The sequence below is a fragment of the Pseudomonas sp. CAM1A genome (assembly GCF_047501685.1).
Classification (GTDB): domain Bacteria; phylum Pseudomonadota; class Gammaproteobacteria; order Pseudomonadales; family Pseudomonadaceae; genus Aquipseudomonas.
This window is the reverse complement of record NZ_JBFNXP010000008.1, coordinates 221,387-243,038: the sequence shown is the minus strand read 5'-3', so window position 1 is coordinate 243,038 and position 21,652 is coordinate 221,387. Positions and strand designations below refer to the sequence as shown.

Sequence of the window (21,652 nt, the reverse complement as noted above, 5' to 3'; positions counted from 1 at the left end):
GGGCAAGCCCGCTCCCACGCACATGCGACCTGGGGCGGGCTTGCCCCGCGATAGAGGCCGGCACAGACAACCAGGCCTTCGCTCCTTTATGATGCCCGCCATGATCAGAGACCCTTTCGAACGACTCGGCCTGGACCGTGAGGTCCTCACCGTCAGCCAGCTCAACGGCCGCGCTCGCGTGCTGCTCGAGGACGTGTTCCGCAGCGTCTGGGTGGAAGGCGAGATTTCCAACCTCGCCCGCCCGGCCTCCGGCCATATGTACTTCACCCTCAAGGACAGCGGCGCGCAGATCCGCTGCGCGCTGTTCCGGCAGAACGCCGCCCGCGTGCGCCAGGCCCTGCGTGACGGCCTGGCGGTAAAGGTGCGTGGCAAGGTTTCGCTGTTCGAAGGGCGTGGCGACTACCAGCTGATCCTCGATACGGTCGAGCCGGCCGGCGACGGTGCCCTGCGCCTGGCGTTCGAGGCGCTGAAGGAAAAGCTCGGCGCCGAGGGGCTGTTCAGCACCGAACGCAAGAAGGCGCTACCGGCGCACCCGCAACGCATCGGCATCATCACCTCGCCCACCGGCGCGGTGATCCGCGACATCATCAGCGTGTTCGGCCGCCGTGCGCCGCAGGTCGAGTTGAACCTGATCCCCACCGCGGTGCAGGGCCGCGAGGCGATCAACCAGATCGTCCGCGCCCTGCAAATGGCCGACCGGCAGGGCTTCGACGCGCTGATCCTCGCCCGTGGCGGCGGCTCGCTGGAAGACCTCTGGTGCTTCAACGAAGAAGCCGTGGCCCGTGCCGTGGCCGCCTGCGTCACGCCCATCGTCAGCGCCGTGGGCCATGAGACCGACGTGTCGATCAGCGATTTCGTCGCCGACGTGCGCGCACCCACGCCGTCGGCCGCCGCCGAGCTACTCGCCCCCGACAGCAGCGGCCTGCAGCAACGCCTCGACAGCCTGCAACGGCGCCTGCTGTTGCGCATGCAGAACCGCCTGGCCCACGACCGCCTGCGCCTCGACGGGCTGGCCCGACGCCTGCGTCACCCCGGCGAGCGCCTGCGCCAGCAGGCCCAGCGCCTGGACGACCTGGACATGCGCCTGCGTCGCGCCTTCATGCTCGACATGAACCAGCGCCAGCAACGCCTCGGCCGCCTTGACACGCGCCTGGCCGCGCAACACCCGGGACGCAGCCTGAAACTGCTCAAGCAGCGCCTGGACAGCCTCGCCGAACGCCTGCCGCGGGCCATGCGCGACGTGCTCAAGGACCGCCGCCAGCGCTTCCAGGCACAGCTGCAGACCCTGCAGGTGGTCAGCCCGCTGGCTACCCTCGCCCGCGGCTACAGCATCCTCCTGGATGAGCGCGGCCAGGCCATCCGCAGCGCCGCGCAAACCCACAACGGCCAACGCCTGACCGCCCGCCTCAACGAAGGCGAGCTCAAGGTGCGGGTCGAGGACAACCACCAGACCCCGGTCACCCTCTCGCTACTGGACTGACACATGCCACGCCTGTTCGCGCCCCTGCTTGCCCTCGCCCTGCTGCTGCCACTTACCGCGGTCCAGGCCAGCTACATCACCCGCACCCTCGACAAGCCGGTGCCCGGCGGCGTGGCAGTGATCGACCTGGGCCCCTCCACCAGCGCCCCCACGGCCCGCTTCGACGGCAAGCCGGTGCTGGTGGTGAAGGAGCAGGACAACTGGCTGGCCATCGTCGGCATTCCGCTCACCCAGAAGCCCGGCAGCGCCGTGCTGAGCCAGGGCGGGCGCAACATTCCTTTCAGCGTCGGCAGCAAGAAATACCCCGAGCAGCACATCACCTTGAAGAACAAGCGCCAGGTCAACCCTGAACCGCAGGACCTCAAGCGCATCGAGCGTGAACTGGCCGAGCAGATCAAGGCCTACCGCAGCTTCAGCCCTGTGCTTCCGAGCAACCTGATCCTCGACAAGCCGGTCAACGGCCCGCTGTCGAGCAAGTTCGGCGTACGCCGCTTCTTCAATGGCGAGGAGCGCAACCCCCATGCCGGCCTGGACTTCGCCGTGCCCGCCGGCACGCCGATCAAGACCCCGGCCAATGGCAAGGTGATCCTGGTGGGCGACTACTTCTTCAATGGCCGCACGGTGTTCGTCGACCATGGCCAGGGCTTCATCAGCATGTTCTGCCACATGTCGAAGATCGACGTGAAGCCGGGGCAGGTGCTGCGCCGTGGCGAGGTGGTCGGCCGCGTGGGTTCGACCGGCCGGGCCACCGGGCCGCACATGCACTGGAACGTCAGCCTCAACGATGCGCGGGTGGATCCGGCGATCTTCATCGGCGCATTCCAGCCCTGAAAGCGCAATCGCGGGGCCAGCCCGCTCCCACGCAGCCAACGGTGGCCCCGCGACTTGCGCAACGAAAAAACATCACGCAATAAAATCTCAACAAAGCCTAATCAAAGGCCATAAAAACTCCACAATTTCGTTTTTTTAAGCATTCCTCTCAATTTTCCCGCAATACTTGCCATCCCCCAACCCACTGGTTAGGGTTGAGCCTATGAACATCTTCAGCACCCTCCTCCAACAACACCGCAGCCTCTGCCTGGTCAGCGCCCGACTACCAGGGTGAATCGCGTCGCCTTGCCTTTTCCTCACGTACACGTTCGGCAGGCCCGATCACGGCCGCACATAAAAGGATTGCTTCCATGACCATGCTCAAAGACCCATCGAAGAAGTACCGCGCGTTTCCGACCATCGACCTGCCCGACCGTACCTGGCCGTCGAAGACCATCACCCAGGCGCCGATCTGGTGCAGTTCCGACCTGCGTGATGGCAACCAGTCGCTGATCGAGCCGATGGATGCCGAGAAGAAGCTGCGGTTCTGGAAGACCCTGGTGCAAGTAGGCGTGAAGGAAATCGAAGCGTCGTTCCCGTCCGCTTCGCAGACCGACTTCGACTTCGTGCGCACCCTGATCGAAGACGGCCACATCCCGGACGACACCACCATCCAGGTGCTCACCCAGGCCCGTGAAGACCTGATCGCCCGTACCTTCGAGTCGCTGCGTGGGGCCAAGAAGGCCATCGTTCACCTGTACAACGCCACCTGCCCGTCGTTCCGCCGTATCGTCTTCAACCAGGACAAGCAGGGCGTCAAGGACATCGCGGTCAATGCCGCCAAGCTGTTCGTCAAATACGCAGCCCAGCAGCCGAACACCCAGTGGACCTTCCAGTACTCGCCGGAGACCTTCAGCGCCACCGAACTCGAGTTCGCCAAAGAGGTGTGCGACGCGGTAATCGAGGTGTGGAATCCGACCCCCGAGCACAAGATCATCCTCAACCTGCCGGCCACCGTCGAAGTCGCCACGCCGAACGTCTACGCCGACCAGATCGAGTGGTTCTGCCGCAACGTCAACCGTCGTGACAGCGTGATCATCAGCCTGCACACCCACAACGACCGAGGCACCGGCATCGCCGCCACCGAGCTGGGCCTGATGGCTGGCGCCGACCGTGCCGAAGGCTGCCTGTTCGGCAACGGCGAGCGTACCGGCAACGTCGACCTGGTGACCCTGGCGTTGAACCTCTACACCCAGGGCATCGACCCGCAGCTGGACTTTTCCGACATCGACGGCGTGCGCAAGGTTGTCGAGGAGTGCAACCAGCTGCCGGTGCACCCGCGTCACCCGTATGTCGGCGACCTGGTCCACACCGCCTTCTCCGGTTCGCACCAGGACGCCATCCGCAAGGGCTTCACCAAGCAGCAGGAAGGCGAGCTCTGGGAAGTGCCGTACCTGCCGATCGACCCGGCCGACATCGGCCGCAGCTATGAGGCGGTGATCCGCGTTAACAGCCAGTCGGGCAAGGGCGGCATCACCTACCTGCTCGAGCAGGAGTACGGCATCAGCCTGCCGCGCCGCATGCAGATCGAGTTCAGCCAGGTGGTGCAGGGCGAGACTGACCGTCTCGGCCTGGAAATGACCGCCGAGCAGATCTACAAGCTGTTGCAGAAGGAATACCTCCAGGCCAACGCCCCGTATGCGCTGGTCAGCCACCGCCTGCAGGAAGAAAACGGCAGCAGCCACGTGCAAGTGGAAGTCTCCGGTGAAGGCGAAACCACCCTGCACTGGCACGGCAAGGGTAACGGCGCCCTGGAAGCGCTGGTGGCAGGCCTGCCGGTCAGCGTGGAGATCATGGACTACAACGAGCACGCCATCGGTGCCGGCACCAACGCCAAGGCGGCGGCCTATATCGAGCTGCGCGTGGCCGGCGGGCGTCCGGTGCACGGCGTGGGTATCGACGAGAACATCACCACCGCCAGCTTCAAGGCACTGTTCAGCGCACTGAACCGCTCGCTGAGCCAGCAGCAGGCCAAAGCGGCGTAAGCCATCGCTGATGACCGAAGCCCGCATCCTCGATGCGGGCTTTTTTGTTGGCTTCCCGACGCTCTCGCGGGCTCGTGGGAGCGGGCTTGTCCCGCGATAGGGCCAGAACCGCTAGTACCCAAATCGCAGGCAAAAAAAAGGGGCGCCGACCAAGCGCCCCACAAGCCGTGTAGCACACAACGAAATCTGTCAGTCCAGCAACGCCATCGCCTCGGCGCTGCATGCCTCGATCCGCGCCCAGTCGCCGTTCTTGATCCAGCTGCTGTCGAGCATCCAGGTGCCGCCCACGCACATCACATTGGGCAGGGCCATGTAGTTGCGCACGTTGGCCGGGTTGACCCCGCCGGTGGGGCAGAAGCGAATGTCGCCAAACGGGCCGCCGAACGCCTTGATCGCCGCCACGCCGCCACTGATCTCGGCGGGGAACAGCTTGAAGCGGCGGTAGCCCAGGGCGTAGCCCATCATGATCTCCGACGGCGTGCTGATGCCCGGCAGCAGCGGAATGTCGCTGTCCACGCCCGCCTCGAGAATGTCCTGGGTGATACCCGGGGTGACGACGAACTGCGCGCCCGCCGCCTCGACGGCCGCGAACATGCCGCGGTCGAGCACGGTGCCGGCGCCGACGCACAGCTCCGGACGCTGCTCGCGCAGCACCTGGATGGCCTTCAGGCCATGCTGCGAGCGCAGGGTCACTTCCAGGGTACGGATGCCGCCGGCGGCCAGGGCGTCGGCCAGGGGCAGGATGTCTTCCTCACGGGCGATGGTGATCACCGGCAGGATGCGCGCCTTGTTGCAGATCGCGTCGATCCGCGCGGCTTTGTCGGCCATCGAGAGCAAAGGCTGTGGGCGTTCGAGGGTGGTCATGACAATGGATCCTTGGCTCATGGGCACCAGTAGATGTCCAGGGGGTCGTGAAGAAAGGCGCGAATCGGCATTTCGGTTGGGTCTTCTGCCGCCAGCGCGGTGCGCAGGGTGGCGAGCTTGCCCGCGCCCTGCACCGACAACAGGGTCAGGCCGGCACTGGCCAGCAGTGCGCGGGTCATGCTCAGGCGCTGGTGCGGCACGCTGGGCGCCAGCATCGGCAGGCAGCGGCGCTCGCCGACCTTGGCCAGGCCCTGGCGCAGGTTGGGGCTGGCCGGGAACAGCGAGGCCGTATGGCCATCGTCGCCCATGCCCAGCACCAGCACATCGATCGGTGGCAGGTCGGCCAGCACCTGGTCGGCCTGCTCTGCAGCGGCTTCGAGGGTGGCCGCGGGTTGGTAGAGCCCGATAAAACGCGCCTTGGCCGCCGGCCCCTTGAACAGGTGGCGGGCCAGCAGGCCGGCGTTGCTGTCGTCGTGCGCCACCGGCACCCAGCGCTCGTCGGCCAGGCTCACGGTGACCCGCGACCAATCCAGCGCCTCGCCGGCCAGCTTCTCGAGGAACGGCACCGGGCTACGCCCGCCGGACAGCACCAGGCAGGCCTGCCCCTTGCTGGCGATGGCCTGGCGCAGGCGCTCGGCCACATCATGGGCCTGGGTTGCCGCCAGGGTTTTCGGATCGGCCAGCTGATGAATCTTCACGGTCGCCGGCAGTTGCAGTTCAGATATCGCCATACCAGGCCCTCCCATCACGTGTAATCAATGCAATCGAGCTCATCGGCCCCCAGGAGCCGGCCGCATAGGGCTTGGGCGCGTCGCCGGTGTGCTTCCAGCCAGCGATCAGCTGGTCGCACCATTTCCAGGCGTATTCGATCTCGTCCTTGCGCACGAACAGGTTCTGATTGCCGCGCATCACTTCCAGCAACAACCGCTCATAGGCATCCGGGATCCGCGCGCTGCGCCAGGTATCGGAAAAATTCAGCTGCAGCGGGCCGCTGCGCAGTTGCATGCCCTTGTCCAGGCCCTGCTCCTTGGTCATCACCCGCAGCGAAATGCCCTCGTCCGGCTGCAGGCGGATGATCAGCTTGTTGCCGATCTGCAAGCGCTGTTCCGGGGCGAAGATGTAGTGCGGGGTTTCCTTGAAGTGGATGACAATCTGCGACAGCTTCTGCGGCATGCGTTTACCGGTGCGCAGGTAGAACGGCACGCCCGACCAGCGCCAGTTGCGGATATCGGCGCGCAGGGCGACGAAGGTCTCGGTGTCGCTCTGGGCGTTGGCGTTGTCCTCTTCGAGGTAGCCCGGCACCGGCTTGCCGTCGCTGAAGCCGGCGATGTACTGGCCGCGCACCACATGAGTGCTCAGGCCTTCGCCGGTGATCGGAGCCAGTGCCTTGAGCACCTTGACCTTCTCGTCGCGAATGCTGTCGGCCGAGAGGTCGCTGGGCGGGTCCATGGCGATCAGGCAGAGCAGCTGCAACAGGTGGTTCTGGATCATGTCGCGCAGCTGGCCGGCCTTGTCGAAGTAGCCCCAGCGGCCCTCGATGCCGACCTTCTCGGCGACGGTGATCTCCACATGGGAGATGGAATTCTGGTTCCACTGGGTTTCGAACAGGCTGTTGGCGAAGCGCAGGGCGATCAGGTTCTGCACCGTCTCCTTGCCCAGGTAGTGGTCGATGCGGTAGACCCGGCCCTCGGGGAAGAACCGCGCCACGGCGTCGTTGACCCGGCGCGACGACTCCAGATCGTGGCCGATGGGCTTCTCCAGCACCACCCGGGTACGCGACGCCAGGCCGGCCTTGTCGAGGTTCTCGCAGATCACGCCGTAGACCGCCGCCGCCGTGGCGAAGTAGGCGATCAGCGGCTGCCCGCTCGGTGCCTGTTCGGCCAAGGCGTGATAGCCCTCGGGGTCGACAAAGTCCAGGTGCAGGTAGCTCAGGCGCGCCAGGAAGCGCCCCAGGGAAGCGGCATCGATCTCGGCCTCCGGCACGTGGCGGCGCAGATGGGCTTCGATGTTGTCCAGGTGGTCCTGCACGCTGCCAGCCTCGCGGGCCAGCGCCAACAGGCGGGTGTCGGGGTGCAGGAGGTCGGCGCGGTCGAGCTGGTAGAGCGCGGGGAACAGCTTGCGCAATGCCAGGTCGCCTAGGGCGCCAAAGAGGGCGAAGGTGCAGGGTTCGACACTGATCGCGGCCATGATGTTGGTTCTTTTATAAATGTTGGACTAGGAATACCGGTTTCAACCCTGCTTTTCAAGGGTTAATGTAGTAAAAACCACAACATCCAATACAACCATTACAGACAAGTGGTGTGACAATCTTACCGACAGTAGGATACACACCAGCGCAAAAAGCCTGCTTCCCGACCCAAGGACACACCATGGACCGCGTGCGAAACCTCCTGGAACAGATCCAGGGCCGCCTCGACGAGCTGAACAAGGCCGAACGCAAGGTCGCCGAAGTCATCCTGCTCAACCCGCAACAAGCCACCCGCTTCAGCATCGCCGCCCTGGCCCAGGCGGCCAGTGTCAGCGAACCGACGGTCAACCGCTTCTGCCGCTCGTTCGGCGTCAGCGGCTACCCCGAGCTCAAGCTGCAACTGGCGCAGAGCCTGGCCAGCGGCGCCGCCTATGTCAGCCGCGCGGTAGAGGCCGACGACGATCCGGCCGCCTACACCCAGAAGATCTTCGGCAGCGCCATTGCCTCGCTCGACAGCGCCTGCCAGGCGCTCGATCCGCAGCAGGTCAGCCGCGCCGTGGACATGATGATCCAGGCCCGGCAGATCCACTTCTTCGGCCTCGGCGCCTCGGCTCCCGTAGCTCTCGACGCCCAGCACAAGTTCTTCCGTTTCAACCTCGCCGTGTCGGCCCATGCCGATGTGCTGATGCAGCGCATGCTGGCTTCGGTGACCCACACCGGCGACCTGTTCGTGATCATTTCCTACACCGGGCGCACCCGCGAACTGGTCGAGGTCGCGCGCCTGGCCCGGGAAAACGGCGCCTCGGTGCTCGGCCTGACCGCCGCCGGCTCGCCCCTGGCCCAGGCCTGCAGCCTGAGCCTGCATATCCCGCTGCCGGAGGACACCGACATCTACATGCCGATGACCTCGCGGATCATCCAGCTCACCGTGCTCGACGTGCTCGCCACCGGCATGACCCTGCGCCGCGGCGTGGACTTCCAGCCGCACCTGCGCAAGATCAAGGAAAGCCTCAACGCCAGCCGCTACCCGATCGAGGACGACGACCTCAACTGAGCCGGTGCGCCTGCAAACGCAGGTGCGCCCGCTCCCCCGGAGCCAGGCTCAGGCCCTCGCCACTGCCGCTGGCCGCCTCGACGCAGACAAAGCCCTGGCATTCGCGCCCGGTCACGCCCATCAACGGACGGTTGCCCGGGTGCCAGACCACGGTGTCGTCGCTGTCGCCGGTGTCGATGCACAGCTCGCGCTGCCAGGCCGGGTCCTGCAACTGCACCCTGGGTGTGCCGGGGTAGACTTTCTGGCAGCCGCCCTTGAGGGTCAGCGCACCGTCCTCGCGGCAGGCCTGGCGATTGAGACGATCATACCCTTGGATGTCCTCGAGCCCGGACAGCGCTATCTTCGACACGTCGCTGATCCGCCAGTAGGCCAGCAGCGCATGGCTCAACTGGCACGGTTCGCTGTCCTGGTGCTCGGTGCTCAGGCTCAGCTCCATGCTCGCCCCGAGTCGGGCATGCAGGTCGACCTGCCAGTCGCACAGGTCCAGGCGCCATTTCAGGGTCACCCCCTCCTCGTCCTCGCGGCTGTCCACCAGCTTCCAGTCCAGCAGGCGCGCCCAGCCATGGGCCGGCCACAGGTCCTCGCTGGGATGGCGGCCATACCAGGGCCAGCACACCGGCACGCCACCGCGGATGGCGCCCACCTGCGGCCACTGCTCGGCGCACCACAACCAGGGCTTCTCGCCGGCAGGTTGAAAGTGCAGGAGCTGACCGCCCTGGCGGCTGAACACCGCCTGGCAGCGAGGGTGGTCGATGATCAGCACATCGCGCTGCTGGTAACGCTCCCACTCGAAGGTCGGCCTCGGCCGTTGCGAGGTGAAGAAGCGATGTAGCGGATGTTCGGGCATGGTTCCAAGCTCTTTTGTTGTTCGAGATAGCGCTGTCTCGCCCCGTGCCCGCTAACCACTGCTGGCCAGTGGTTAGCGGAAGGTCGAGATGGATGGCGTAAATTTACAACAATTTTTCTCAGAATGACGACTGAATCTTCAACCCTGCGACCAGCGCGTTGTCCACTTCGTCCACACCGCCCGGGCTCTTGATGTACTGCAGGTTCGGGCGCACGGTCAGCCAGTTGGTGACGTGGAAGCCGTAGTAGAGCTCGGCGTTGTACTCGGTGCGCTGCAGCGGCGCGAAGCCCGGGTTGTCGTAGTCGTTGATGCCGGACTGGGCATTGAGCAGCTCGGCGCGCTTCTTCACATCGTCATTGACGTGGATGCGGGCAATGCCGAAGCCGATGTCGTCCTTGGGCCGGGCATCGAAGGCGCCCTTGTAGACCAGGCCGACCTGCTGGTAGTTGTCGACCACGTTGGTGGCCTTGTCGTGCACGGTGAAGTTGGCGAACAGGCTCAGGCCGCGGTTGACGTCGCCGGCATGGGCGGTGACCTGCTGCTGGGCTACGACCCACCAGCCGTGCTTGCTGGAGTGCGACTTGAACGCCGCGCCAGTCAGCGCCTGCGGGTTGCCGTTGATGTCGTCGTAGACATCGTCGGCCTTGGCGGTGCTGTAGTAGTAGCCCAGGCGGTATTCGCCCGGAAGGCCATTGACCTTCGGCGACCACACCGCCTCCACCGGCAGGATCGCGCCCTTGGTGCCGCTGCCGCTGAGCTTGAAGCCGTTGCCGGTCTCCAGGTTCGACGGGTTCTGCTCGTAGGCGCCGACCTGGACGAAGAATTCCGGGGTGATGTTGTACTTGACCCGCAGCGCCCACTGGCTGACTGGCCAGTTGTACCAGATGCCGCCGACCCAGTTGCCCACCTGCGAGCCGCAGAACGCCAGGTTCTGGAAGTCGCAGGGGAAGCTGTTGAAGTCCTCGCCCTCGCCGAAGCGGCCGAATTTCACGTCCAGCGCGCCGTCGAAGTACTTCTGCTTGATCCACATCTGCGTCAGGCGCCAGGTCTGACCCCGGCCCCAGACTTCCTGCACCGAGCTGAACTGCCCGGCGCGCGGGTCGCTGATGCGGTCGTTGGACAGGTTGCGGCCGCTTCGCTCGGTGATCGCCAGTTTGAACTCGGTATCCTTCCAGCCGAAGATTTTCTCCAGGTCCAGGTGCGCGCCCAGGGCAAACTGGTCGCTGTAGCGCGCGGTCTTATCGTCGTTGTAGCCACCGTGCAGGTTGCCGGCCACTTCGCCAACGTAGTCGAGGGTGAAGTCGTAGCCCTTCTCCAGCAGCTCGGTGCGGGTGCCGCCCCAGTCGCCGCTCATCCATTTCGATTCCGACGAGAAAGCCTCGGCGGCCTGGGCCCCGCTGCTGCCAACCACGGCCAGCAGTGCCAGTGAGCCCAGCGTTCTGATGCGATTGCGATGTTCCATCCCTTTGCGTCCTCTTTTCTTGTTATTAACAGAACGGTTTAACGGCCTTTGAAACGCGTCACGTTGTCCTTTACGGCGGTGGCGGCGAGGTCGAGGCGTTCGCCGCTGCCGGCGTCGAACAGCAGCACCCGCGCCGGGTCGAACTGCAGGTTGAGGCTGTCGCCGACCCGGCACGCCACATCCGGCGCCAGGCGGCAGCAGACCTTGGTCTGGTTGAGGGTGACGAATACCAGCAGGTCCGGACCAGTGGGCTCGGTGACCTGCACTTCGGCGCGGATAGCGGGCATGCCGTTGCCCTCCGCGGCGCCCAGCGAGATTTGCTCAGGGCGCACGCCGAGAATGATCTCGCGCCCTTCCAGCTCGTCCGCCGCCACGCCCAGCGGCAGCTCGCAGCGCGCCTGGCCGCTGTCGAGCAGCGCCAGCACCCGCCCGTCCTGCTTCATCAGGCGCACGGGGATGAAGTTCATCGGCGGCGAGCCGATGAAGCTGGCGACGAACAGGTTGGCCGGGTCGTTGTAGATCTGCTGCGGGGTGCCGAACTGCTGGATGATGCCGTCCTTCATCACCGCCACCTTGTCGCCCAGGGTCATCGCTTCGATCTGGTCGTGGGTGACGTACACCGTGGTGGTTTTCAGGCGCTGGTGCATCAGCTTGATCTCGGTGCGCATTTCCACCCGCAGCTTGGCGTCGAGGTTCGACAGCGGTTCATCGAACAGGTAGATCTTCGGCCGCCGCGCCAGCGCCCGGCCCATGGCCACGCGCTGCTGCTGGCCGCCGGACAGCTGCCCGGGCTTGCGCCCCAGCAGGTGCTCGATCTGCAGCAGCTTGGCCACCCGCGCCACCTCCTCGTCGATGGCGGCCTGGGACAGCTTGCGGATCTTCAGGCCAAAGGCGATGTTGTCGCGCACGTTCATGGTCGGGTACAGCGCGTAGGACTGGAACACCATGGCGATGTCGCGATCCTTGGGGCTCATGCCGCTGACATCCTCGTCGTCGATGAGGATCGCCCCGCCGCTGATGCTTTCCAGGCCGGCGATGCAGTTCATCAGCGTCGACTTGCCGCAGCCCGAGGGCCCGACCAGGATCAGGAACTCGCCGTCCTTGATCGCCAGCTGGATGTCCTTGAGCGTGTCCGGCAGGCCCGCGCCGTAGGTCTTGTGCACATTGCGAAGTTCGAGTGTTGCCATGACTTACCCCTTGACCGCGCCGGCGGTCAGCCCGCGCACGAAATACTTGCCCGCAATCACGTAGACCAGCAGCGTCGGCAGCCCGGCGATCATCGCCGCGGCCATGTCGACGTTGTATTCCTTGGCCCCGGTGCTGGTGTTGACCAGGTTGTTCAGGGCCACGGTGATCGGTTGCGAGTCGCCGCTGGAGAACACCACGCCGAACAGGAAGTCGTTCCAGATCTGGGTGAACTGCCAGATCAGGCAGACCATGATGATCGGCGTCGACATCGGCAGGATGATCCGCCCGAAGATGGTGAAGAACCCGGCGCCGTCCAGGCGCGCAGCCTTGACCAGCGCCTCGGGGATGCTCACGTAGTAGTTGCGGAAGAACAATGTGGTGAAGGCCAGGCCGTACACCACATGCACCAGCACCAACCCGCTGGTGGTGCTGGCCAGGCCCAGCTTGCCGAGGGTGAACGAGGCCGGCAGCAGCACGGTCTGGAACGGCAGGAAACAGCCGAACAGCAAAAGGCCGAAGAACAGCTGCGAGCCACGGAAGCGCCACATCGACAGCACGTAGCCGTTGAGCGCGCCGATGGTCGTGGAGATCAGCACCGCCGGCACGGTGATCAGGATCGAGTTGAGGAAGTAGCCGTTGACCGTGGCCCAGGCCTTGGCCCAACCAATGCCGGTGAACGCTGCCGGCCAGCTAAGCAGGTTACCGCTGCCGATGTCCTCGGGGGTCTTGAAGCTGGTCAGCAGCATGACCACCAGTGGCACCAGGTACAGCAGCACCGCCAGCAGCAGCACTGCGTGGATGGCAATGCGGCTGAGGTTCAGCGCGGGTTTGTCGACAGGACTAGTCATGGCGTTTGCCCCGCAGTTCGGAGTACAGGTAGGGGACGATGATCGCCAGGATCGCGCCCAGCATGAGGATGGCACTGGCCGAGCCCATGCCCATCTGCCCACGGCTGAAGGTGAACGAGTACATGAACATCGCCGGCAGGTCGGAGGAATAGCCCGGGCCGCCGGCGGTCATCGCCGCCACCAGGTCGAAGCTCTTGATGGCGATGTGCGCAAGGATCATCAGCGAGCTGAAGAACACCGGGCGCAGGCTGGGCAGCACCACTGTCCAGTAGATGCGCGGCAGGCTGGCGCCATCGAGCTGGGCGGCGCGGATGATCGACTGGTCGACGCCGCGCAGGCCGGCGAGGAACATCGCCATGATGAAGCCCGAGGCCTGCCACACGGCAGCGATCACCAGGCAATAGACCACCCGGTCGGGGTCGATCAGCCAGTCCAGGCGAAAGCCTTCCCAGCCCCAGTCGCGCAGCAGCTTGTCCAGGCCCATGCCGGGGTTGAGCAGCCACTTCCAGGCGGTACCGGTGACGATCATCGACAGCGCCATGGGGTACAGGTAGATGGTGCGGATGAAGCCTTCGCGGCGGATGCGCTGGTCGAGCAGCACGGCAAGGAACACGCCGATGGCCAGGGTGATGCCGATGAACAGGCCGCCGAACAGCAGCAGGTTCTTGCTTGCCACCCACCAGCGGTCGTTGTCGAACAGCCGGGCGTACTGCGCCAGGCCCGCCCACTTGTAGGTGGGCAGGAAGGTCGAGGTGGTGAACGAGAGGACGAAGGTCCACAGGATGTAGCCGTAGAAGCCCACCAGGACGATGAACATGCTCGGCGCCAGCACCAGTTTCGGTAGCCAGCGCTGCAGCGCGTCCAGGGGTGAGGCCCGCAGGCGGGCGGTTGCTGTAGTCATGATCTGGGTTCCCGATGCACCGAATCGCGGGTCACGCCCGCTCCCACGCCGACTGTGGATCCATCGTGGGAGCGGGCGTGCCCCGCGATCAGGATTACTTGGCGGAGTTGACGGCTGCGGCCAGCTTCTTCGCCGCATCGGCCGGATCGGCCTTCGGATCGTTGATGTAGTTGGTCACCACATCGAAGAACGCCCCCTGCACCGCCAGCGTGGTGGCCATGTTGTGCGCCATGCTCGGTTGCAGCCCGCCGGTCTTGGCATCGGCCAGGAAGTCCTTGGCCGCGGTCTGGGCGCAGCTGTCGAAGCCGTACTTGCCCATGTCGGCAAGCATGTCGTTACGCACCGGGATCGAGCCCTTGTTGATGCTGAAGACCTTCTGGAAGTCCTCGCCCAGCACCTTGCGGGCGATGTCCTGCTGGCCCGCCGCAGTGCCCTTGTCCTTCTGCTTGAACACCACCAGCGAGTCGATGTTGTAGAGGAAGGCCTGGTCGGTGCCGGGGAAGGTCACGCACTGGTAGTCCGTACCGGCGGTCTTCTTCGCCAGGGKCCATTCGCTCTTGGCCCAGTCGCCCATGATCTGCATGCCGGCCTTGCCATTGATGACCTTGGCCGCTTCAAGGTTCCAGTCCTGGCCCTTGCCGTCCGGGTCCATGTAGGTGGCGACCTTCTTCAGCTCGGTGAGCGCCTTGACCATCTGCGGGCCGGTCAGGGCCTTTTCGTCCAGCTCGACAAGGGCCTTCTTGTAGCCCTCGACGCCCATCACCGAAAGCACCACATTCTCGAACACAGTGCTGTCCTGCCACGGCTGGCCACCGTGGGCCAGCGGGATGAAACCGGCGGCCTTGAGCTTGTCGGCAGCGGCGTAGAATTCATCGAGGGTGGTCGGGGCCTTGTCGATACCGGCCTTCTTGAACACTTGCGGGTTGATCCACAGCCAGTTGATACGGTGGATGTTCACCGGCACGGCCACGTAGTCGCCGTCGTACTTGACGGTGTCGGCGACCTTCTTGTCGAGCAGGCCGTCCCATTTTTCTTCCTTGGCCACGTCCTTGAGCACATCGGTGTCGAGCAAGCCGGTGGATGCCCAATCCTGGATATCCGGGCCCTTGATCTGCGCGACTCCAGGCGGGTTGCCGGCCACGGCGCGGCTCTTGAGCACGGTCATGGCGGTGGCGCCACCGCCACCGGCCACGGCGCCATCCTTCCAGGTGAAGCCGTCCTTCTCGACCTGGGCCTTGAGCACATCGACCGCGGCCTTTTCGCCGCCGGAGGTCCACCAATGGACGACTTCCACGCTGCCTTTGGAGTCGGCGGCCTGGGCGCTGAGGGAGAACAGGGAAGCGAAGGAGATCGCGGCGGCGAGACGAAGCATCGGATGCATGGGAATACCTTTCTTGTTGTTATGCGAGGCAAGACTGTCGCTTGCATGGCATGGAGTGTAGGGAGGTCGCGCCCGGCGTCAGGTAACGAACGGATGCGCGAATGTCATCGTCTGGTTACAAAGCCAGGGCCGTGGCCAGGCTGGGCGCCAGCGGCAGGCGTGGCAACAGCAGGGCCTGGTAGGCGTGGTAGAGGTCGGGCTTGCCGCCCCAGATGCGCGCACTGGGCAGCAGGGCCGGGTCGAGTTCGTGGTGCCAGCTGCCATGGGCGCGGTCGATGAAGTGGCTGGCGATGAAGTCCCAGAAGCAGCGGTACCAGTGTTCGTACTGGGCTTCACCGGTACGCCGCAACAGCGCCGCGGCGGTGGCACTGGCCTCGGCATGCACCCAGTGCAGGCGCTCGCGCACCACCGGGCGGTTGTGCCAGTCCAGGGTGTAGACCAGCCCCGGCGCGCCATCTGCCTGCCAGGCGTGGCGACAGGCGCTGTCGAACAAGCCCCGGGCGGTGGGCAGCAAGGACTCGGGCGCAGGCAGTTGCGCCCTTTGCAGGGCCGCCTCCAGGTGCAGCACCAGGCGCGCCCATTCGAAGGCGTGGCCGGGCGTGGTCCCGTAAGGACGGAAGCCATCGGCGGGGTTTTCGCGGTTGTAGTCGGGCAGCGCCTGCCACTGCGCATCGAAATGTTCCGTGACGCGCATACCGTCGGCAGCGGCGCGGGTGAGGATCAAGCGTTCGACGATCCGTTGGGCGCGCAGCAACCACTGCGTGTCGCCGGTCACGTCGGCCAGGGCAAGGAATGCTTCTACGCCGTGCATGTTGCTGTTGGCGCCCCGGTAGGCCTCCGCCTGCCGCCAGTCGCGGGAGAACGACTCGCGCAAGGCACCCTCCTCTTCGCACCAGAAGCGCTGTTCGATGACCTGGGTCACCGCCTCCAGCAACGCCGATGCCTGACTGATACCCGCCAGCACCGCCGAGCTGGCGGCGAGGGCGACGAAGGCGTGCAGGTAGGCGGCCTTGCAAGCGTCACCATGACCTTCGGGCTGCGCGTACCAACCGTCATGCTCCTGGTCACGCAACGGGCCTTGCAGGGCTTCGACGCCATGCTCGACCAGCTCGCGGCAACCCGGAACGCCCTGGATATGCGCCAGGGCAAAGCTGTGGGTCATGCGCGCGGTGTTCATGGTCTCGGCCAGGGCGCAACGGGGCAGGCGGCCTTCGTCATCGAGGTTGCCGAACCCCTGGGGCAGGCGCGAAGCCTTGGCGAAGGCGAGCAGGCGCAGGGCCTCGGCGTCGAGCCAGGCATGGTGTGTCGGGGAGTCGAGCCAGCTGATGGCCATGGTGCACCTTCCTTGTTGTTGTCAGCCGATTCTAGCCAGCGGTCCTGGCTGGCATGTCACGAAGACCGGCTCAATTGTCACCGCATCGTTACATCGAAGCCCTTATCGCGAGGCTCATTCGGCTGTACGCGGCAGGTACAAGGTCACCCGCAATCCACCCTCGCGCAGGTTCAACAGGCTCACCTCGCCGCCATGGCTGTGGGCGATGTTGCGCGCGATACCCAGCCCCAGCCCATACCCTTGCTGCTGCCCGGCCAGGCGGAAGTGCGGCTCGAACACCTGCTCCAGACGCTGCTCCGGCACCCCCGGTCCCTGGTCGTCCACCTGCAACACGAAACTCTCGGGGGTATCGATGATGCGCAGCTGCGCGCGCTCGCCGTACTTGATGGCGTTGTCGATCAGGTTGCCAATGCAGCGGCGCAAGGCCAGCGACTTGCCGGGGTACGGTGCCAATGCCTGCCCCTCCACGGTGATGCGTCCATCGCCGAGATAAGGCTCGGCCAGCATCTCCAGCACCTGGTTGAGGTCGATCGGCTCGATGTTCTCGTGAATGTCAGTGTCCTTGACGCATTGCAGCGCGCCCTTGACCAGTAGCTCCAGCTCGTCGAGGTCGCGGCTGAACTTCGCTTGCAGCTTCTCGTCCTCGAGCAGCTCGACCCGCAGGCGCAGGCGCGTGATCGGTGTGCGCAGGTCATGGGAAATGGCGCTGAACAGCTGGGAACGCTCGGTCAGGTAGCGGCTTATCCGTTCACGCATGTTGTTGAATGCCCGCCCCACCTCGACCACCTCGCTGCCGCCGCCTTCGGCCACCGGCGCCACGTCGGCGCCCAGCGACATTTCCCGCGCCGCCCGTGCCAGGCGCTTGAGCGGCCGGCTCTGCCAGTGCACCAGCAAGCCAATGAACAGCAACAACAGGGCGGTGGTCATGGCGATGAAACCGATCTGCTGGCGCGGCAGGCGCTCGGCCTCGAGGCTGGTGTAGGGCTCGGGCAGCAACGAGGCGATGTACAGCCACTCGCCCTCGCCCAGGCGGATCTGGGTCACCAGCACCGGCGGATTGAGCGGCTCCAGGGTCAACGAGTAGTGCGCCCAGGAGCGGGGCAACTCATCGAGTTTCAGGCCGCTGTTGAAGATGCGCAGATCGTCCGGGCTGACGAACTCCACGGAGATCTCCATCTGCTGGCCAAGGCGCTCGTGCAGCACCTCCTGGAATACGTCGATCACCGCCTGCTTGCGCGGGGTGACGGGCAGCACCGGCATCTCCAGCGGCTTGACGTTGAGCGAGACGAAGAAGCGCGTCCCGCCCATGCTGCGCAACTGGTCGAGGACCATGGGTCGGTAGGCCACCGGCAGCGAACGGAAGTAGCTGACGCTGGCGCTCATCGAATGCGCCAGGCTGCTGGCGCTGGCACGCAGACCCTGCAGCTGGCTGGCGCGCAGCTGCGCGACCCAGATCACGCTGGACAGGCTCTGGGCCAGCAATACCACCAGCAGAGTAAGCAGCAACATGCGCCCCAGCAGCGAGCGCGGCAGCAGGCGCCAGCGCCGCCCCTCAGGCCGGGCAGACATTGGCCGCCAGCAGGTAGCCGCTGCCACGCACGGTACGGATCAGCCGCGGTGGCTTTTCCGTGTCGCGCAGGCGCTGGCGCAGGCGGCTGACCGCCATGTCGACGATACGGTCCAGTGGCATCGGCTCGCGGCCACGGGTGGCGTTGCCGATGGTGTCGCGGTCGAGGATCTGCTGTGGGTTGTCGAGGAACAGCTTGAGCAGGGCGAAGTCCGCGCCGGAGAGGATTACCTCCTCGCCGTCGCGGTGGAACAGGCGATGGCTGATCGTGTCCAGGCGCCAGTCATCGAAGGCCAGCACCGCACTGGCCGGCGGCGCCTGGCCGAAATCGGCGCGGCGCAACAAGGCCTTGATCCGCGCCTGCAGCTCTCGCGGGCTGAAGGGTTTGCCGAGGTAGTCGTCGGCGCCCAGCTCCAGGCCAATGACCCGGTCGGCTTCGTCGGAACTGGCGGTGAGCATGATGATCGGCACCCGCGCCTGGCGCGGGTGCTGGCGAACCCAGCGACACAGGCTGAAGCCGTCTTCGTCGGGCAGCATCACGTCGAGGATCACCAGGTCGTAGGGGTTGGCGTCCAGGGCGCGGCGAAAGCCCTGGCCGTCAGGTTCGGCGTGCACCTGCAGGCCGCAGCGGGCGAGGTAGGTCTGCAGCAGTTCGCGGATGTCCTGGTCGTCGTCGACCATCAGGATCGATTTGCCGGCAGTGGTCACAATGGTCAGTCCTCTTGTAAACGCAGGTCTTCACGCCTGCTGTTGGTGCCTCATCGCGGGGCAAGCCCGCTCCCACGATGAGGATCAGTGATCCAGTGACTGCTGCAAGGCCACCCCGGCCCCCAGCAACCCGGAAAACTCCGCCGTCACCAGCCATACCGGCACCCCGGCGAAGTAGCCGCTCATGCAGCCCTTGTCGGCGAAGCTCGCGGCAAAGCCGCTGCGCAGGAACAATTCGGCGAAACGTGGAATCACGCCACCGACAATGTAGACGCCACCCCGTGCCCCGAGGGTGAGCACATTGTTGCCCGCCACCCGCCCGAGGTACCGGCAGAACTGCTCGACCACCGCCAGCGCCCGCGGCTCGTTGGCCAGCGCCGCGTCGGTGATCTGCGCCGGCGTCTTGTGCGTAGGCACAGCACCATCGAGCGCACAGATGGCCTGGTACAAGCGCACCAGCCCACCGCCACTGAGCACGGTCTCGGCACTGACATGGCCGATCTGCCGGTGAATTTCCTGGTGAATCGCCGCCTCACGGGCATTGCCCACCGGCAGGTCGACATGCCCGCCCTCCCCAGGCAGCGCCAGCCAGTGCTCATCGTGGCGCAGCAGGCTGCCCACGCCCAGGCCGGTGCCAGGGCCGATCACCAGCGCCGGGCGCGATGGATCGGCGTGGCCTGCGCAGACTTCACGAAATTCGCCTGCACGCAGGCGGGTCATGCCCAGCGCCATCGCGGAAAAGTCGTTGATCAGCAGCAGGCGCTCGACCTGCAGCGTCTGGCAGAACGCGCTGCGGCTCAGGCGCCAGTGGTTGTTGGTAAAGCGGAATTCGTCGCCGTCCACGGGGCCTGCCACCGCCAGGCACACCGCCGCCAGGCCGCCACGGGCGATACCCTGATCGGCCAGGTAGGCCTCGATGGCTTGTTCGGGGCTGGTGTAGTCGGCGGTGGCCAGCACCTGGACCGCCTGCAGTTCATTGTCGCGCCACACGGCGAAACGCGCGTTGGTGCCACCGATGTCGCCGACCAGCAAGGCCTTCATTCGAGGTTCTCCAGAGCCGAGGTGAAGGCGCTCGCGCCCTGCTCGGCGGAACTGAACGCCACACGCATGAAACCGAACAGCTCACGCCCGCAACCCAGGTCGTTACCCTTGGGTGGCGCAGGCAGTTCACGGTCGGCCAGTTCCTCGGCCGAGACCATGATCCGCAGCGTGCCTTCGGCACCATCGACGCGCACGATATCACCATCGCGCACCCGCGCCAGCGGGCCGCCATCAAAAGCCTCCGGGCACACGTGGATGGCTGCCGGGATCTTGCCCGAGGCGCCCGACATGCGCCCGTCGGTGACCAGCGCCACCTTGAAGCCGCGATCCTGCAGCACGCCAAGGAAGGGGGTCAGCTTGTGCAGCTCGGGCATGCCGTTGCAGCGCGGGCCCTGGAAGCGCACCACGGCGACGAAGTCGCGCTCCAGCTCGCCAGCCTTGAACGCGTCGGCCAGCGACTGCTGGTCGTGGAACACCCGAGCAGGCGCCTCGACCACCCGGTGCTCCGGCGCCACGGCAGAAACTTTCATCACGCCACGGCCAAGGTTGCCTTCCATCACCCGCAAACCGCCCTCGGCGGAGAACGGCCGCGCCACCGGGCGCAGGATGCTCTCGTCGAGGCTGTGCTGCGGCCCCTCGCGCCAGACCAGCCGGCCATCCTCGAGGAACGGCTCCTGGGTGTAGCGGCGCAGGCCAGGTCCGGCCACGGTGTTGACGTCCTCGTGCAGCAGGCCCGCGTCGAGCAGCTCGCGAATGAGGAAGGCCATGCCGCCGGAGGCCTGGAAGTGGTTGATGTCGGCCTTACCGTTGGGATAGACGTGGGACAGCGTCGGCACCACCTCGGACAGGTCGGCCATGTCCTGCCAGGTCAGCTGGATGCCGGCGGCCTGAGCGATGGCCGGAATGTGCAGGGTGTGGTTGGTCGAGCCGCCGGTGGCGTGCAGGGCGACGATCGAGTTGACCAGGGCCTTTTCGTCGACGATCTCGCCAATGGGCATGAAGCTGCCACTGGCCTTGGTCATGCGCGTGACCTGGCGCGCGGCCTCGGCGGTAAGGGCATCGCGCAGCGGCGTGTAGGGGTTGACGAACGAGGCGCCCGGCAGGTGCAGGCCCATCACTTCCATCACCAGCTGGTTGGTGTTGGCAGTGCCGTAGAAGGTGCAGGTGCCAGGGCCGTGGTAGCTCTTCATTTCCGATTCGAGCAGTTGCTCGCGGGTGGCCTTGCCCTCGGCGTAGCGCTGGCGCACATCGGCCTTTTCCTTGTTGGACAGGCCCGAGACCATCGGCCCGCCCGGCACGAAGATCGTCGGCAGGTGGCCGAAGCGCAAGGCGCCCATCATCAGCCCGGGGACGATCTTGTCGCAGATGCCCAGCATCAACGCGGCATCGAACATGTTGTGCGACAAGGCGATGGCGGTGGACATGGCGATCACCTCGCGGCTGGCGATGGCCAGCTCCATGCCCGGCTCGCCCTGGGTGACGCCGTCGCACATGGCCGGCACGCCGCCGGCGAACTGGCCGACCGAACCGACTTCACGCAGCGCCTGCTTGATCTGTTCGGGGAAGTGCTGGTACGGCTGGTGCGCCGAGAGCATGTCGTTGTAGGCCGAGACAATAGCCACGTTGGCCGCGTTCATCAGCCGCAGGGTCTGCTTGTCGTCCCCACCGCAGCCGGCCACGCCATGGGCGAAGTTGGCGCACTGCAACTGGGCGCGCATGGGTCCGTCACTGGCCGCCCCACGGATCAGCTCAAGGTAGCGTTCACGGGTACGGCGGCTGCGGGCGATCAGCCGTTCGGTGACCTCAAGGATGCGCGGATGCATGTACTGGACTCCAGGCTAACTGTAGGGCGGCCTCCACAGGTCATTTCCCCTCCAAACGATTGCGACCTAGGCTCTTGGAAAAGGTGCCTCGACCGTTCGAAATGGGGCTGAC

The 21,652-nt window shown here is 65.7% G+C and carries 18 protein-coding genes; 4 read left to right on the top strand and 14 right to left on the bottom strand.

Annotated elements, in window-relative coordinates; translation table 11 throughout:
- The first annotated feature begins 100 nt into the window (after positions 1-100).
- The 3 genes from xseA (at position 101) to leuA (ending at position 4,335) form a co-directional block, all read left to right on the top strand.
- Positions 101-1,480, top strand: a complete 1,380-nt coding sequence (gene xseA, locus ABZO33_RS18725; RefSeq protein ID WP_414537219.1) for an exodeoxyribonuclease VII large subunit — start codon at positions 101-103, stop codon at positions 1,478-1,480.
- Between the two features lie 3 nt (positions 1,481-1,483).
- Positions 1,484-2,311, top strand: a complete 828-nt coding sequence (locus tag ABZO33_RS18720) for a peptidoglycan DD-metalloendopeptidase family protein (protein WP_414537218.1) — start codon at positions 1,484-1,486, stop codon at positions 2,309-2,311.
- A 350-nt stretch (positions 2,312-2,661) separates the two neighbouring features.
- Positions 2,662-4,335 carry a 2-isopropylmalate synthase gene (gene leuA / locus ABZO33_RS18715; RefSeq protein WP_414537217.1) on the top strand — a complete coding sequence of 558 codons (1,674 nt, stop codon included), beginning with the start codon at positions 2,662-2,664 and terminating at the stop codon, positions 4,333-4,335.
- 189 nt (positions 4,336-4,524) lie between these two features.
- On the opposite strand, the gene ABZO33_RS18710 is transcribed toward leuA, so the two are convergent.
- Genes ABZO33_RS18710 through zwf form a run of 3 tightly spaced genes read right to left on the bottom strand, consistent with a single transcriptional unit; the run spans position 4,525 to position 7,386 of the window.
- Positions 4,525-5,199 (bottom strand): bifunctional 4-hydroxy-2-oxoglutarate aldolase/2-dehydro-3-deoxy-phosphogluconate aldolase, encoded by a 675-nt coding sequence (locus ABZO33_RS18710; RefSeq protein ID WP_046854326.1) that lies wholly within the window; start codon positions 5,197-5,199, stop codon positions 4,525-4,527.
- A gap of 17 nt (positions 5,200-5,216) precedes the next feature.
- Positions 5,217-5,930: a 6-phosphogluconolactonase gene (gene pgl / locus ABZO33_RS18705; RefSeq protein ID WP_414537216.1), complete on the bottom strand. Its 714-nt coding sequence runs from the start codon at positions 5,928-5,930 to the stop codon at positions 5,217-5,219.
- Entirely contained in the window at positions 5,917-7,386 is a 1,470-nt protein-coding gene (gene zwf / locus ABZO33_RS18700; RefSeq protein ID WP_414537215.1) for a glucose-6-phosphate dehydrogenase, read from the bottom strand. The genes pgl and zwf overlap by 14 nt, the downstream gene beginning before the upstream one ends.
- 191 nt (positions 7,387-7,577) lie before the next feature.
- Between zwf and hexR the strand changes: the two genes are divergently transcribed.
- Positions 7,578-8,441 carry a DNA-binding transcriptional regulator HexR gene (gene hexR, locus ABZO33_RS18695; protein WP_414537358.1) on the top strand — a complete coding sequence of 288 codons (864 nt, stop codon included), beginning with the start codon at positions 7,578-7,580 and terminating at the stop codon, positions 8,439-8,441.
- Here the strand turns inward: hexR and ABZO33_RS18690 are convergent.
- The 11 genes from ABZO33_RS18690 to edd form a co-directional block, all read right to left on the bottom strand.
- Positions 8,434-9,288, bottom strand: a complete 855-nt coding sequence (locus ABZO33_RS18690) for a D-hexose-6-phosphate mutarotase (RefSeq protein ID WP_414537214.1) — start codon at positions 9,286-9,288, stop codon at positions 8,434-8,436. The genes hexR and ABZO33_RS18690 overlap by 8 nt on opposite strands.
- A 118-nt stretch (positions 9,289-9,406) precedes the next feature.
- The gene (locus tag ABZO33_RS18685) at positions 9,407-10,750 is read right to left on the bottom strand and encodes a carbohydrate porin (protein ID WP_414537213.1); all 1,344 of its coding nucleotides are present in this window, start codon (positions 10,748-10,750) and stop codon (positions 9,407-9,409) included.
- Positions 10,751-10,788: 38 nt separating this feature from the next.
- On the bottom strand, positions 10,789-11,937 hold the full coding sequence (locus tag ABZO33_RS18680; protein ID WP_414537212.1) for an ABC transporter ATP-binding protein: 1,149 nt from the start codon (positions 11,935-11,937) through the stop codon (positions 10,789-10,791).
- A 3-nt stretch (positions 11,938-11,940) separates the two neighbouring features.
- Positions 11,941-12,786, bottom strand: a complete 846-nt coding sequence (locus tag ABZO33_RS18675; protein WP_414537211.1) for a carbohydrate ABC transporter permease — start codon at positions 12,784-12,786, stop codon at positions 11,941-11,943.
- Complete coding sequence (locus ABZO33_RS18670) at positions 12,779-13,687, bottom strand: carbohydrate ABC transporter permease (RefSeq protein WP_023630395.1); 909 nt, start codon at positions 13,685-13,687, stop codon at positions 12,779-12,781. Before ABZO33_RS18670 ends, ABZO33_RS18675 begins: the two co-directional genes overlap by 8 nt.
- Positions 13,688-13,781: 94 nt before the next feature.
- Positions 13,782-15,068, bottom strand: a complete 1,287-nt coding sequence (locus ABZO33_RS18665) for an ABC transporter substrate-binding protein (protein WP_414537210.1) — start codon at positions 15,066-15,068, stop codon at positions 13,782-13,784.
- Between the two features lie 115 nt (positions 15,069-15,183).
- A complete protein-coding gene (locus ABZO33_RS18660; protein ID WP_414537209.1) occupies positions 15,184-16,401 on the bottom strand; it encodes an AGE family epimerase/isomerase in 1,218 nt (405 codons plus the stop codon).
- 114 nt (positions 16,402-16,515) lie between these two features.
- Positions 16,516-17,970: an ATP-binding protein gene (locus ABZO33_RS18655; RefSeq protein ID WP_414537208.1), complete on the bottom strand. Its 1,455-nt coding sequence runs from the start codon at positions 17,968-17,970 to the stop codon at positions 16,516-16,518.
- Entirely contained in the window at positions 17,954-18,649 is a 696-nt protein-coding gene (locus tag ABZO33_RS18650) for a response regulator (RefSeq protein WP_414537357.1), read from the bottom strand. The genes ABZO33_RS18655 and ABZO33_RS18650 overlap by 17 nt, the downstream gene beginning before the upstream one ends.
- Positions 18,650-18,760: 111 nt before the next feature.
- Positions 18,761-19,717, bottom strand: a complete 957-nt coding sequence (locus ABZO33_RS18645) for a glucokinase (protein ID WP_414537207.1) — start codon at positions 19,715-19,717, stop codon at positions 18,761-18,763.
- A complete protein-coding gene (gene edd, locus ABZO33_RS18640; RefSeq protein ID WP_414537206.1) occupies positions 19,714-21,540 on the bottom strand; it encodes a phosphogluconate dehydratase in 1,827 nt (608 codons plus the stop codon). The genes ABZO33_RS18645 and edd overlap by 4 nt, the downstream gene beginning before the upstream one ends.
- Positions 21,541-21,652: the final 112 nt, after the last annotated feature.

What these genes read in the sequence shown, in the direction of transcription:
- ABZO33_RS18645 (WP_414537207.1), bottom strand. Translation starts at nt 19,717, where the DNA reads ATGAAGGCCTTGCTGGTCGGCGACATCGGTGGCACCAACGCGCGTTTC.
- ABZO33_RS18670 (WP_023630395.1), bottom strand. Translation starts at nt 13,687, where the DNA reads ATGACTACAGCAACCGCCCGCCTGCGGGCCTCACCCCTGGACGCGCTG.
- ABZO33_RS18675 (WP_414537211.1), bottom strand. Translation starts at nt 12,786, where the DNA reads ATGACTAGTCCTGTCGACAAACCCGCGCTGAACCTCAGCCGCATTGCC.
- leuA (WP_414537217.1), top strand. Translation starts at nt 2,662, where the DNA reads ATGACCATGCTCAAAGACCCATCGAAGAAGTACCGCGCGTTTCCGACC.
- zwf (WP_414537215.1), bottom strand. Translation starts at nt 7,386, where the DNA reads ATGGCCGCGATCAGTGTCGAACCCTGCACCTTCGCCCTCTTTGGCGCC.
- pgl (WP_414537216.1), bottom strand. Translation starts at nt 5,930, where the DNA reads ATGGCGATATCTGAACTGCAACTGCCGGCGACCGTGAAGATTCATCAG.
- xseA (WP_414537219.1), top strand. Translation starts at nt 101, where the DNA reads ATGATCAGAGACCCTTTCGAACGACTCGGCCTGGACCGTGAGGTCCTC.
- ABZO33_RS18680 (WP_414537212.1), bottom strand. Translation starts at nt 11,937, where the DNA reads ATGGCAACACTCGAACTTCGCAATGTGCACAAGACCTACGGCGCGGGC.
- ABZO33_RS18655 (WP_414537208.1), bottom strand. Translation starts at nt 17,970, where the DNA reads ATGTCTGCCCGGCCTGAGGGGCGGCGCTGGCGCCTGCTGCCGCGCTCG.
- ABZO33_RS18660 (WP_414537209.1), bottom strand. Translation starts at nt 16,401, where the DNA reads ATGGCCATCAGCTGGCTCGACTCCCCGACACACCATGCCTGGCTCGAC.
- edd (WP_414537206.1), bottom strand. Translation starts at nt 21,540, where the DNA reads ATGCATCCGCGCATCCTTGAGGTCACCGAACGGCTGATCGCCCGCAGC.
- ABZO33_RS18690 (WP_414537214.1), bottom strand. Translation starts at nt 9,288, where the DNA reads ATGCCCGAACATCCGCTACATCGCTTCTTCACCTCGCAACGGCCGAGG.
- ABZO33_RS18710 (WP_046854326.1), bottom strand. Translation starts at nt 5,199, where the DNA reads ATGACCACCCTCGAACGCCCACAGCCTTTGCTCTCGATGGCCGACAAA.
- ABZO33_RS18685 (WP_414537213.1), bottom strand. Translation starts at nt 10,750, where the DNA reads ATGGAACATCGCAATCGCATCAGAACGCTGGGCTCACTGGCACTGCTG.
- ABZO33_RS18650 (WP_414537357.1), bottom strand. Translation starts at nt 18,649, where the DNA reads ATGGTCGACGACGACCAGGACATCCGCGAACTGCTGCAGACCTACCTC.
- ABZO33_RS18720 (WP_414537218.1), top strand. Translation starts at nt 1,484, where the DNA reads ATGCCACGCCTGTTCGCGCCCCTGCTTGCCCTCGCCCTGCTGCTGCCA.